Source organism: Planotetraspora phitsanulokensis (assembly GCF_016863295.1).
GTDB lineage: Bacteria > Actinomycetota > Actinomycetes > Streptosporangiales > Streptosporangiaceae > Planotetraspora > Planotetraspora phitsanulokensis.
The window spans coordinates 385,086-397,471 of record NZ_BOOP01000001.1; the positions used below are offsets into that span (position 1 = coordinate 385,086).

General features: G+C 70.8%; 11 protein-coding genes. 7 read left to right on the plus strand and 4 right to left on the minus strand.

The features are described from left to right. Nucleotides 1-44: 44 nt before the first annotated feature. Nucleotides 45-602, minus strand: a complete 558-nt coding sequence (locus Pph01_RS01835; protein WP_239116350.1) for a TetR/AcrR family transcriptional regulator — start codon at nt 600-602, stop codon at nt 45-47. Between the two features lie 112 nt (nt 603-714). Here Pph01_RS01835 and Pph01_RS01840 point away from each other — a divergent pair, with 112 nt between their 5' ends. The 7 genes from Pph01_RS01840 to Pph01_RS01870 all read left to right on the plus strand — a co-directional run bounded on the left by Pph01_RS01840 (nt 715) and on the right by Pph01_RS01870 (nt 7,198). Next, nucleotides 715-2,313: an MDR family MFS transporter gene (locus Pph01_RS01840; RefSeq protein ID WP_204071101.1), complete on the plus strand. Its 1,599-nt coding sequence runs from the start codon at nt 715-717 to the stop codon at nt 2,311-2,313. 67 nt (nt 2,314-2,380) lie between these two features. Beyond that, nucleotides 2,381-3,442 (plus strand): M24 family metallopeptidase, encoded by a 1,062-nt coding sequence (locus Pph01_RS01845; RefSeq protein ID WP_204071102.1) that lies wholly within the window; start codon nt 2,381-2,383, stop codon nt 3,440-3,442. Between the two features lie 27 nt (nt 3,443-3,469). Then, nucleotides 3,470-4,030, plus strand: a complete 561-nt coding sequence (gene efp / locus Pph01_RS01850) for an elongation factor P (protein WP_204071103.1) — start codon at nt 3,470-3,472, stop codon at nt 4,028-4,030. 1 nt (nt 4,031) lies between these two features. Beyond that, nucleotides 4,032-4,442, plus strand: a complete 411-nt coding sequence (gene nusB / locus Pph01_RS01855; RefSeq protein ID WP_203950829.1) for a transcription antitermination factor NusB — start codon at nt 4,032-4,034, stop codon at nt 4,440-4,442. A gap of 98 nt (nt 4,443-4,540) precedes the next feature. Then, nucleotides 4,541-5,260 (plus strand): methyltransferase domain-containing protein, encoded by a 720-nt coding sequence (locus tag Pph01_RS01860; protein ID WP_204071104.1) that lies wholly within the window; start codon nt 4,541-4,543, stop codon nt 5,258-5,260. Nucleotides 5,261-5,428: 168 nt separating this feature from the next. Further along, nucleotides 5,429-6,667, plus strand: coding sequence for a DNA polymerase IV (locus Pph01_RS01865; protein ID WP_204071105.1), 1,239 nt, complete (start codon nt 5,429-5,431; stop codon nt 6,665-6,667). Nucleotides 6,668-6,814: 147 nt separating this feature from the next. Then, complete coding sequence (locus Pph01_RS01870; protein ID WP_204071106.1) at nt 6,815-7,198, plus strand: SCO2097 family morphological protein; 384 nt, start codon at nt 6,815-6,817, stop codon at nt 7,196-7,198. Between the two features lie 122 nt (nt 7,199-7,320). Here the strand turns inward: Pph01_RS01870 and Pph01_RS01875 are convergent, their stop codons facing one another. Genes Pph01_RS01875 through Pph01_RS01885 form a run of 3 tightly spaced genes read right to left on the minus strand, consistent with a single transcriptional unit; the run spans nt 7,321 to nt 12,114 of the window. Continuing rightward, the gene (locus Pph01_RS01875) at nt 7,321-9,900 is read right to left on the minus strand and encodes a transglutaminase TgpA family protein (RefSeq protein WP_204071107.1); all 2,580 of its coding nucleotides are present in this window, start codon (nt 9,898-9,900) and stop codon (nt 7,321-7,323) included. Further along, the gene (locus Pph01_RS01880) at nt 9,897-11,123 is read right to left on the minus strand and encodes a DUF58 domain-containing protein (RefSeq protein ID WP_204071108.1); all 1,227 of its coding nucleotides are present in this window, start codon (nt 11,121-11,123) and stop codon (nt 9,897-9,899) included. The genes Pph01_RS01875 and Pph01_RS01880 overlap by 4 nt, the downstream gene beginning before the upstream one ends. A gap of 10 nt (nt 11,124-11,133) precedes the next feature. Continuing rightward, nucleotides 11,134-12,114, minus strand: a complete 981-nt coding sequence (locus Pph01_RS01885) for an AAA family ATPase (protein ID WP_204071109.1) — start codon at nt 12,112-12,114, stop codon at nt 11,134-11,136. Nucleotides 12,115-12,386: the final 272 nt, after the last annotated feature.

Sequence of the window (12,386 nt, forward strand, 5' to 3'; positions counted from 1 at the left end):
CGTGCCTCCGGGACGGCGGGGTCAGGCGGTCTGAAACCCGGAGGTCAGTCGGCGGCGGGAGCCAGGCAGGCCCGGAACGCCGTCTCGAGCCGCGCCTGCAGGACGGCGGGGTCGGCGTCGTGGAGCCCGTCGGGGCCCAGCAGCCGGCGCAGCGACCCCGCGCCGAGGATGATCACCGTCGCGAGCAGCGCCCGTTCCCGCGCCTGCGGTCCGGGCAGCCGTGCGCTGATCGCGTCGACCAGGCCGGTCTCCACCCGTGCCGTGAGGACGGCCCGGATCTCCGGGCTCGTCCCGGCCCGGTCGAGCATCCGCACGAGTGGTTCCGAGGCGCCCGTCCGCAGCCGGTGGGCGACGTGTTCCGCCAGCCGGGCGGGCAGCCGCGCGAGGTCCCCCTCGATCGCGGCCGTCACCGTGGACGCCGTTATCAGGACCGTCGCGAAGAGATTCGCCTTCGATCCGAAGTACCGGTTGACCAGGGCGACGTTGGCGCCGGCCGCCGACGCGATCATCCGTACGGTCACCTGGTCGTAGCCGTGCTCCGCGAACAGCTCCCCGGCGGCGGCCAGGATCCGTTCGCCGGTCGCCTCGCGGTCTCGTGTCACGAGCGGCACACTAGCGTGACACCAGAGTAAACAAGCGTATACTTGAAAAGGAAAATAAAGCATAATCCGGACGAATTAGCGTCTCGGTGGAACCAGTGAGCGAGGGGAATCCGTGACGCGGGAGACCGTCCGGGAGGACGCAGGGCGCATCTACACGCACCGTGAGATCTTGAAGATCCTCTCCGGGCTGCTGCTCGCCCTGCTCACCTCGATGATCTCGACCTCCGTGGTCGGCACGGCCCTGCCGACGATCGTGGGGGACCTCGGCGGCCAGGACCAACTGTCGTGGGTCGCGAGCGCGACGCTCCTGACGCTGACCGTCTCCACCCCGCTGTGGGGCAAGCTCTCCGACATCTTCGGCCGCAAGCTGATGTTCCAGGTCGCGCTCGGCCTGTTCGTGGCGGCCTCGATGGTCGCCGGCCTGTCGCAGGACATCGGCATGCTCATCGCCGCGAGAGCCGTACAGGGGCTGGGGACCGGGGGCCTGTCCGCGCTGGTCCAGGTCATCCTGGGCGACGTGGTCCAGCCCCGGGAGCGCGGCCGCTACTCGGGTTACGTGGGCGCGGTTTTTGGCGTGTCCACCGTCGCGGGGCCCCTGCTCGGCGGCTTCCTGGTCGACGCCGACGGGCTCGGCTGGCGCTGGTGCTTCTACGTGTGCGTGCCCCTCGCGGTCGTGGCGTTCGCCGTCATCCAGAGGGTGCTGAAGCTGGAGCACGTGAAGCGGGACGCCCGCATCGATTGGTGGGGCGCCGCCACCCTGACCGGCGCGGCCACCTCGCTCATGCTCCTGCTGTCGCTCGGCGGGCACGAGTTCGACTGGAACTCGTCGTGGACCTACGGCCTGGCCGCGCTCGCGGCCGTGTTCTGCGGCCTCGCCGTCGTGGCCGAGCGCAGGGCCGCGGAGCCGATCCTCCCGCCGCGCCTGTTCCGCGACCGCACGTTCGTCCTGGCCGGCACGGCTTCCCTGTTCGTCGGTCTCGCCCTGTACGGCGTGCTGATCTATCTGCCGCAGTTCCTTCAGATCGTCAAGGGGCTCATGCCGGCCCGGTCGGGGCTCATGACCCTGCCCCTGGTGCTCGGCCTCTTCGTGGCCTCGATCGTCTCCGGGCGCGTCGTCACCCGGACCGGCAGATGGAAGCTCTTCCCCCTCGTCGGCATGCTGCTCGTGGCCGCGGGCCTCGGCCTGCTCTCCCGGCTGCGGCCGGACTCGTCCTTCATGGTGATCGGCGTGGACATCACGGTCCTCGGCGTCGGGCTCGGCATGAGCATGCAGATGCTGATCCTCGCGGTGCAGAACTCGGCCGAGCGGCGGGATCTGGCGGTGAGCACCTCGGGTGTGTCCTTCTTCCGCAGCCTCGGCGGCGCGGTGGGCGTGGCGGCCTTCGGCGCCATCCTCACCAACGGGGTCAAGTCGGAGATCTCCGCGAAGCTCGGGACCCCGTCCGCTCCGGCCGCGAGCCTCGACCTGGGCACGCCGGAGGCGATCCGCGACCTTCCCCCGGCGGTGCACGACGTCGTGATCGGCGCCTTCGCGTCGGCGATGCACACGGTGTTCCTCGTCGGCGTGCCCGTGGCCGTCCTCGGCTTCTTCGCGGTGATCTTCCTGCGCGAGGTCCCGCTCCGCTCGGCCGTCCGGTCTCCGGCGGACGCCCAGGGCCACGACGGCCACCACCGGCACGCCCAGCGTCCCCGGCACGCCAGGAGCTCCTGACCGCACCCCCGGGGCCGGGGCGCGGCGGCGGGCGGATCAGGGGCCGCGGCGGGCGTAGAGTCCATTCGTGCCTCATGCCTCCCGCCGCGCCCGCCTGGCCGCGGAACTCCCCGAACACGGCGCCACGGCGATCCTCGTCACCTGGCCCGTCAACGTCCGCTACCTGACCGGCCTGTCGAGCTCGAACGCCGCCGTACTCGTGGACTCCTCGGGGGAGGCGGTGCTCGCCACCGACTCCCGCTACATCGAGACCGCCCGGCGCCGGTGCCCCGACGTCGAGCTGATCGTGAGCCGCGACGTGGCCGGGGTCCTGGCCGCGCGGGCGGGCGGATCCCCGGGCGGGCTGCTCGTGGAGGCCGACCACATGCCGGTGTCACTGTTCACGGCGCTCGGCGGCGCCGAGCGCGTGACGCCGGTCAGCGGCCTTGTCGAGTCCGTCCGCCGGGTCAAGGACGAGGGGGAGATCGAGTCGTTGCGCCGCGCCTGCGCGATCACCGACGAGGCGTTCTCCCTGGTCATCGGACGCATCAGGCCCGGCGTGACCGAGCGGGAGATCGCCCGCTGGCTGGAGTTCCGCATGATGGAGCTCGGGGCGGAGAAGCCGGCCTTCGACTCGATCGTCGCCTCCGGTCCCAACGGGTCCATCCCGCACCACTCGCCGTCGGACCGTCAGATCGAGACCGGCGACCTCGTCACCATGGACTTCGGCGCGCTCTTCGAGGGCTACCACGCGGACATGACCCGCACGGTCGCCGTCGGCGAGCCCGCCGGGTGGCAGCGGGACCTCTACGAGCTCGTACGGCAGGCCCAGCGGGCCGGACGCCACGCCCTACGGCCGGGGGCGGCCGCGCGGGAGGTGGACGCCGCGGCGCGCGACCTGATCACCGAAGCAGGTCACGGCGAACATTTCGAGCACGGACTCGGTCACGGAGTCGGGCTGGAGATCCACGAGCTACCGTTCCTCGGCCCGGACAAGACCGGTAGACTAGAGGATCGAGTTCCGATCACCGTCGAGCCCGGGGTCTATCTGCCGGGCAGGGGCGGGGTGCGCATCGAGGACACGCTGGTGACGCGTGACGACGGGCCGGAGCTCCTCACACTGACGACCAAGGAGCTGCTCGTCCTGTAGGGCAGCCGCACGCGGGAGAGACCACACGTGGCCACGACGAACGACCTGAAGAACGGTCTTGTGCTCAAGCTCGACGGCGGTGAGCTCTGGACCGTCGTAGAGTTCCAGCACGTCAAGCCGGGCAAGGGCGGCGCGTTCGTCCGCACCAAGCTCAAGAACATCACGTCCGGCAAGGTCGTGGACAAGACCTTCAACGCCGGCGTCAAGGTCGACGTCGCCAACGTCGACAAGCGGGAGATGCAGTACTCCTACCTCGACGGCGACGACTACGTCTTCATGGACACCGAGACCTACGACATGCTCCACGTCTCCCGCCCCGCCGTCGGCGACGCCGCGAACTACCTGCTCGAGAACATGCTCGCCACCGTCGCGATCAACGAGGGCAACGTCCTCTACATCGACCTGCCCGCGGCCGTCGAGCTCACGATCGCGGAGACCGAGCCCGGCCTTCAGGGCGACCGGTCCACCGGCGGCACCAAGCCCGCCAAGCTGGAGACCGGCGCGGAGATCAAGGTCCCGCTCTTCATCACCACCGGCGAAAAGGTCAAGGTCGACACTCGCAGCGGCGAGTACCTCGGTCGGGCCTGAGGTGTCGGCTCGGGGCAAGGCCCGACGGCGGGCGCTGGACATCCTGTTCGAGGCCGAGGCCCGGAGCGAGAACCCGCTCAGCGTGCTCGCCGAGCGGGTCGAACGATCGGATCCCCCGGTCAACGAGTACACCTCCGCCCTGGTCGAAGGCGTGACCAGGCACCAGGGCCGGATCGACGAGCTGATCTCCACCTACTCCGAGGGCTGGACGCTCGAGCGCATGCCGGCGGTCGACCGGAACATCCTGCGCGGGGGCACCTTCGAGATGCTCTCGTCGGAGGAGGTGCCCGAAGGCGTGGTCATCAGCGAATGGGTGCACCTGGCGGCCGAGTTGTCGACCGACGAGTCGCCGCAGTTCGTCAACGGCCTGCTCGCCCGGTTCAAGCAGCTCAAGCCGTCGCTGTCCCTCTGAGGGCCGCGGCGCGCCGTGGCGGGCCGTCGGCACGGCCCGGTACGGTGCACGCGACAATGCGAGTAACAAGGGCACTGCTGGAGTAGGGAGGGCCGGGCGTGCGTGACGCACCACGGCAGACGGTCGCGTGGAAGGCGCTCCGCGCGGTCCTGGCGGACCGGGTGGCGGCGACCGGGCGCGAGTCGCTCGACATCGTGGACGCCGGAGGCGGCACGGGCGGCTTCGCCGTGCCGCTCGCGAAGCTCGGTCACGCCGTCACGGTGGTGGACCCGACCCTCGACTCGCTGGCCGCTCTGGAGCGCCGCGCCGCCGAGACCGGCGTGGGCGTCAAGGGCCTGCAGGGAGACGCGGCCGACCTCGGAGAGATGCTGAAGCCGGACAGCGCCGACCTGGTGCTGTGCCACAGCGTCCTCGAGTACGTCGAGGACCCGGCGGGCGCGCTCCGCGCGGTCAGGGGCATCCTCCGCACGGGCGGCGTGGTGAGCGTGCTCGCGGCCAACCCGTTCGCCACGGCGATCCACCGCTCGCTGGCCGGCCACTTCGACGAGGCGCGCCAGGTGCTCGCCGATCCGTGCGGCCGCTGGGGCGACCGCGACCCGACTCCCCGGAGGTTCTCCCGCGACGCCCTGTCGGACCTGCTCACGCAGGCCGGGTTCACCATGGGCGAGGTGCACGGCGTGCGGATCTTCGCCGACCTCGTGCCGGGGATGCTGGCCGAGAACGACCAGGAGGCGCTGATCGCGCTGGAGCAGGCGGCGGCGACCCACCCCGTGTTGCGCGACATCGCCACCCAGCTCCACGCCATCGCCTACCGCTGAGGCCGCCGCGGGGAAGCGGTCTGGCCCGGCATGTGGAGCCGATTTGAGCGGTCCGGCTCGGCTTGTGCCCGGGGTGCGCGGTGGCCCGGCACACCGAGTTGGTGCGAGCGCCCGGCATGGCTCGGGCGAACCCGAGTTATCGCAACCATGTTCGGGTAGGGTGGCGGTGTGTCCCGGAACCAGCTGCTGCCTCGGGAGCCTTCGCCCCGCGGCCCCGCCGACGACAGCGGCTGCCCGATCCTCCATGTGGACATGGACGCCTTCTTCGCCAGCGTGGAGCTGCTCGACCGTCCTGAGCTGAAGGGCACCCCGGTCATCGTCGGCTCGCCGGGCGCTCGTGGAGTGGTCCTCAGCGCAACTTACGAGGCCAGGCGGTTCGGCGTGCACTCGGCGATGCCGATGACGCGGGCCCGCCGCATCTGCCCGCAGGCGACGATCATCCCGCCCAGCCACGGGAAGTACTCCGAGGTCTCCAAGGGGGTCATGGAGATCTTCCGGGCGATCACCCCCGAGGTGGAGCCGATCTCCTCCGACGAGGCGTTCCTCGACGTCAGCGGAGCCCGTCGCAGGCTCGGCACATCCTCGGTGATCGCCGAGATGATCCGCGGGCAGGTGGCGGAGCGCTACGGCATCACCTGCTCGGTCGGCGTCGCCGGCAGCAAGTTCGTGGCCAAGCTCGCCTCCCGCCAGTGCAAGCCCGACGGCCTGCTGGTCGTCCCGGCGTCGGCGGTGGTGGAGTTCCTCCACCCGCTTCCCGTCGCCGCCCTGTGGGGCGTGGGGGAGCGCACGGAGCAGGCCCTGGTACGGCTCGGCATCAGGACGGTGGGGGATCTGGCCCAGGTGCCGGTTTCCACGCTCCAGCGCGAGTTCGGGGCCGCCGGGGCCCATCTGTCGGCTCTCGCCTGGGGACGCGACGATCGTCCGGTGGTGCCCCACTCGCCCGACAAGAGCATCGGCAACGAGGAGACGTTCCCCCAGGACGTGGACGACCCCGAGGTGATCAAGCGGGAGTTGCTCCGGCTGTCCGAGCGGGTCGCGTCCCGCCTCAGGGCGGCCGGCCACGTCGGCCGCACGGTCAGCGTGAAGCTGCGCCGCTCCGACTTCACCACCATCACCCGGTCGCGCACGCTCCGTGAGCCGACGGATGTCGCGAAGGAGATTTACGCCACATCTTGTGAGCTCTACGAGGCGGCGGGCCTCGATCGCGTGCGTCTGAGGCTGGTCGGAGTCCGGATGGAGAACCTCCGGCCGGCGGCCACGGCGACCCGTCAGCTCGGTCTCGGGGAGAGGGAGACGGGCTGGCGCGAGGCCGAACAGGCGATGGACAAGGCGATTCGGAGATTCGGCCCAGAAGCGGTCCGCCCGGCCTCGCTAGTTCAGCGCCCGTTTGGTCCAATGGATCTATGACGTCACCTCCGGTTTGGACCGCGTTGGACGTTTTCTTTCGCCTACGTCTACAGCCTCGTATTCTGGGGATAACCGACCGCGAGGTTCGGACACCCCGTGTCGTTCGTTGCCGTCTTCCCCTAACTGGGGCCGTCCTTGGGAGGCGCCGTGCCGCTGTCTGAGCACGAGCAGCGCTTGCTCGACCAGATCGAGCAGGCCCTCTATGCCGAGGACCCGAAGTGGGCCAATACCGTCCGGATCAGTGACCCGCGCAGCCATTACAAGCGGCGCCTGGTGAAGGCCTCCGTCGGCTTCGCACTGGGTGTCGTGCTGCTGATGGTGGGCGCAGTGGCGAACCAGATCCCGCTCGGCGTGGCCGGGTTCGTGGTCATGCTCGCCACCTGCCTGTGGGGTCTGTCCGCCTGGAAGCGCATGAGCGGGTTCGGAGGCGAGGGCGCGGCCACGGCACAGAACCGTGGTCGCCGCCCGCAGCGTCAGGGCTTCATGGAGCGTATGGAGGAACGCTGGCGTCGTCGTCACGACGAACGCTGAGCGTTCCTCCCGCATCTCCGGCGCGCCCCCGCATGGGGGCCACGGGCCCCGGCCGGTGTCCAGTCCGGGACCCGGCCAGGCGCCCCGGAGCCGGCTCCGGGACCCGGTGAGGTCATCCCCGGCTAGCGCCGGGACCCGGTGAGGCTCCGCCCCGAATTCGGCTCATCCTCACGGTCGTCTCGCAACGTCACCGCGCGGTTCCCCACCGTGTCGTCGGCCCCGCCCCTCGATCTCCCCGCCACGAGCCGGATGTTCTCCAGCCGGTCGAAACCGTCCAGAGCCTTCTCGCCGAGCGCGCGCAGGCGCAGCAGAGTCGACAGCGGCGCCAGGGTGGCGCCCAGACGCCGCTTCCTCGACGTGGCGGCGGCGAGCGCCCGCCTCACCCGCTTGAGATCCGCGGCGACGGGACCCGGCCCTTTGAGCGAGCGGGCGTATCTGCGGCGCTCCTCGGCCGAGGTGATCGCGGTGATCGAGTCGGTGGTGCTGGGGTCCGTCCCGAGGGCCTGCGCCACCCGCCGTCCGAGGGCCCTCGGGCTCTCACCCGGCTTCCGGGCCAACCCGAAGTCGGTCAGCGTGTCGCCCAGTTCGGCCCATGCCGCCTCCACCGCCGGGGCGACCTGCGCCGGCACGTCCGCGGCGACGGCCCGCCGCCTCTTCCTCGGGGGAGTATCCCCGGACACGATCAGGTCGGCGTCGGACCCGGCTGCTTCGGGATCGGGCACGTCGGGATCGGGTACGGCGAAGGCGACCTTGTCCAGGATCCTGCTCCGCCGGTACCGGGACGACAGTCGTACCACGGCGGGGATCAGCAGGATCAGCAGCGCCGCCGCCACCCCGAGGGCGATCTTCACCCACAGGGGCGTGCCCGGATCGGCAGCGATCGGCAGGTTACCGAGGTCGCGTTCGATCTCCCGGGGGTTGCGCGGAGCGGGAGCCGAGTCGCCGGTGGTGTCGTCCGCACCCGCCGACGCGCCCGGCGAGGCACCGGGGGACGGGCTCGCCGTGGGAGTCACCGGAAGGGTGTACTGCGGCACCTGCGCCGTCCCCTGTCCGGCGGCGCCCCCGGGAGTCGGCTCGAAGCGCAGCCACCCGACTCCCGCGAAGTAGAGTTCCGGCCACGCGTGGGCGTCGTGGGTGCGCACCGTCCACGCGTCGCCGATCTTCGTGCCTCCGGTGAAGCCGATCGACACCTTGGCCGGGATGCCGAGCATCCGCGCCATGACCGCCATCGCGCTCGCGAACTGCTCGCAGTATCCCGAGCGGTCGGCCAGGATGAACCGCGACAGGGCGTCGCCGCCCGAGCCGCTCGCCTTCAGGCTGTAGGTGAACGCGCCGCTCCTGGTGAACCACTCCTGGAGCTTCACGGCCTGCTGATAGCGGGTCGCCGCGCCGGCCGTGACCCGCTGCGCCAGGCCGGCCACCCGGGGATCGAGCCCGGGAGGCAGGTCGAGGTAGCGCCGGCCGCCCGAGTCCGGCTCGGGCGCCGTCAGGTCCAACTGCTCGGCCGTGGGCTGCGGCTCGCCCGTGACGACGCGGTAGTCCAGCCCGGCCGCCTCGTCGTCGGTGGAGAAGACCATGAGGGAGTTGCGGTCGGCCCGCCAGTCTCCGTCGGCGTCGACCTGCGTGGCGGGGTAGGGCAGCGGCAGGAACCTCAGTGTGCGGATGTCGTCGCTGATCGAGATCTGCGTCTCGGCCCGTTTCACCGCGAGCGTCGGGTCGAGGCCCGGAGCGGGAGGCAGCGGACCTTCCGACACCCGGTCCTCCGGGCGCCCTCGGAGCGGGTTGATCGTCCACTTCGTCCCGTCGAAGACGTCGAGAGAGTAGATCCGCAGATAACGGGGCTGATCATCGCTGCTGGTGTACGTCAGGACGGTGTCGTTGGCCTCCTGCCGCAGCTCGCCTCCGAGTTCGGCGATCGCGTCGGGGATGCCGATGTTGCCGCCGCCGGGACCGAGGCCGTTGCCGACGCCGAAGCCGAACAGGGGAGCGGGCGCCAGGTTGGGCAGCAGGGCCGGCAGCAGGATGGCCAGCGCGATCGCCGTCACGCCGATCCGCCTGCCCGACAGCGCCAGCCGCCCGGTGTCGGGCGCGGCGTTCGCGCTCACGGTCCTCGTCCGTCGCACGAACACGGCCCTGCCCCACTTGCCGAGCCGTTCCCGTCCGTCCGCCACCAGCAGGCCGACGTACCCGAAGGCCCCGATCACGAAGGCCGGCCAGCTGATCGGGTCGGTCAGCACCGCCGCCGGCACGGTGAACAGCGCCAGCAGCGGAAGCCCCGCGAGCGCGGCCCGGCGCAGCCGTACGGTGAACAGATCGACGAGGACGGCCATCACCCCGACGCCGCCGGCCGTCAGCAGGGTGATCCCCTCGTTCGCCGGCACGGGCGCGGCGAAGCGCTGGATGTCGTCGAACCCGCTGCCGAACAACTCGCCGACCAGCAGCACCGAGTCCTTCGTGGGGATGAACCCGATCCAGGCCTCGCCGCCCGCGAACACGGCCGTGAGGTAGACGCCGAGCACGACGATCATGGCGGGCGGCGCGGCCCACGGTGGTGCGGAAAAGCGGGAGGCCACCATGCCGACGGCCGTGACGACGACGATCGCCCCCAGGCTCGCCCAGAACCAGGAGCCGCCCTCGAACAGCGGGTAGAGCGTGAGCGAGACCGCGGCCGTGGCCAGGCCCGCGGCGACCGGGAGTTTCATGCGGCACTCCTCTTGTATGCCGCCTCCGGCCAGACGGCCGCGAGCGACGTGCCGGCGGGGAGGGTGAGCACCCGCCACCCCGCTCCGGAGAGCACGGCGCGAGAGGACTCCGCCGCCTCGTCGGGGAACTCGTCCCACGTGGAGACATCGAGCATGACCGCGACACCGGTCACGCCCGGATGCCTGAGACGCGCGAGCGAGCGCGCCTCCTCCGCGTCGATCGAGCCGAGGACCGCGACGATCAGCCCGTCGCCCGCCCCCTGGCGCAGCGCCGTGACCCCGTGCTCGAGAGAACGCGTGGAGCTCTGCCGTACGACGGAGAGGGTGTCGATCAGCGACCAGGAGCCCCCCGTTTCGGCGAGATGCTGCGCGCCCTGGTCGGTGACCAGGCGCAGGCCCAGACCTTCACGGGACAGGTGCACCCCGATCGAGGCGGCCGCGGAGACCGCGACCTCGAAGGACGAGGACGGGCCCGTTCCGCGGTGGGCGTGCCTGCGCGTGTCGAGCAGGAGCGCGCCCCTGCTCTGCCACTGCTGCTCCTCGCGCCGGACCATCAGCTCGCCGTGCCGCGCGGTGGACCGCCAGTGCACGCGCCGAAGATCGTCGCCCTGCCGGTACTCGCGGGGGGCGACGTCGTCGTCGCCCGCCGCGGCCACCGACCGCGTACGGCTGTCGCCCCCGCCGGTCCACTCGCCCGACAGGCGAACGGCCGGCAGGGAGACCACCTGGGGGGTCACCACCAGCGTGTCGGTGACCGTGAACGACCTGGCCAGCTCCACCAGCCCGAAGGGGTCTGTGATCCGTACGGACAGGGGACCGATGGGGAAGCGCCCCCGTAGATCGGAGCGCACCCGGTAGTCGATCTCCCGTACGCCGCGGGACTCCATCCTGTCCAGGACGAACCGCTGGCGGGCACCCAGCGTGTACTGCAGGTTGTCCTCGACCAGCAGCAGACCCGTCGGCAGGCGTGTGACGTTCTCCAGCCGCAGGGTCACGACGCTGTCGTTGCCCACCTCCACGCGTGACGGGCTGAGCCGCCTCGTGCTGCGCAGCCGGTACCGGGTGCGCGACACGACCATCGAGGCGAGCAGCGGCATGGTGATGATCAGGACGGCGACCCGCAGCAGGTCGCTCTCGCCCAGTAGAAAGGCGCACAGCAGTGCCGCGACACCCGACGCGAGGAACGAGCGCCCCCGCGAGGTCAGAGCCTTCAACCCCGTCATCGGGCCTCCGTTACTTGACGTCCGGCACCGGGACCCGGCGGACCAGTTCGTCGATCACCTGCTCGGGACGGCGCTGCTGGCCCAGGGCCTCCATGCTCGGAAGCACGCGGTGCGCGAGGACGGGCACCGCCAGGTCCTGCAGGTCGTCGGGGATCACGTAGTCGCGGCCCGAGAGCGCGGCGTGCGCCCGGGCGCTGCGCACCAGGTGGAGAGTGGCGCGGGGGGAGGCGCCGAGCAGCAGGTCGGGGGACTGCCGGGTCGCCGCGACGACGTCGATGGCGTATTTCTTGACCGGCTGCGACACGTACACGGCGCGGATCGCCTCGATCAGCGCGCGCACCTCGGCCGTCGTGGCGACGGGCTCGAGCTTGTCGAGGGGCTGGGAGGCCCCGTGGACGTCGAGCATCTCCAGTTCGGCGGCCGGCTCGGGGTACCCCATCGCGATCTTCGCGGTGAAGCGGTCGCGCTGCGCCTCCGGCAACGCGTAGGTGCCCTCCATCTCGATCGGGTTCTGCGTCGCGATGACCATGAAGGGCGATTCGAGGCGGTAGGTCTCCCCGTCGACGGTGACCTGGCGCTCCTCCATGCACTCGAGGAGGGCGGACTGCGTCTTGGGCGAGGCCCGGTTGATCTCGTCGCCGACCACGATGTTGGCGAAGACGGGTCCGGGCTTGAACTCGAACTCGCCGGTCTGCTGGTTGAAGGCGCTCACCCCGGTGATGTCGCTCGGTAACAGGTCGGGGGTGAACTGCACCCGCCTGACGGGGCAGTCGATGGAGCGCGCCAGCGCCTTGGCCAGCATGGTCTTTCCGACGCCTGGCACGTCCTCGATCAGGAGGTGGCCTTCGGCGAGGAGAACGGTGACGGTGAGGCGGATGACGTCGCTCTTGCCTTCGATCACGGATTCGATCGCGTTGCGGATCCGGTTCGCCGTGTCGACCAGAGTCTCGAGCCGGGTTTCCGCGTCGGTGACGTCGGGGGTTGCTGCCACCAGGCCTCCATGAAAGGTGCGTCCCTGAGAATGGGCGTTAAAGGTTGCTATTCCATTCTGTGTACTGACCTTATGACCGCTGGGGTTCCCGGTCGACTTTGTCCAGAAATCCGGAAGAACCGGCGACCCGTCGCGGGTACGCGTTCTCCTACTTGGCCGACTTTCGTGCGAATCCCGGGACAATGACCCGCTCCACTTTCCTCCACCGAACTCACTCGGACGCGGGAAATCGACGTCCGGGCGCCGTTTCCCCGGTGTTGGACACGCCCATG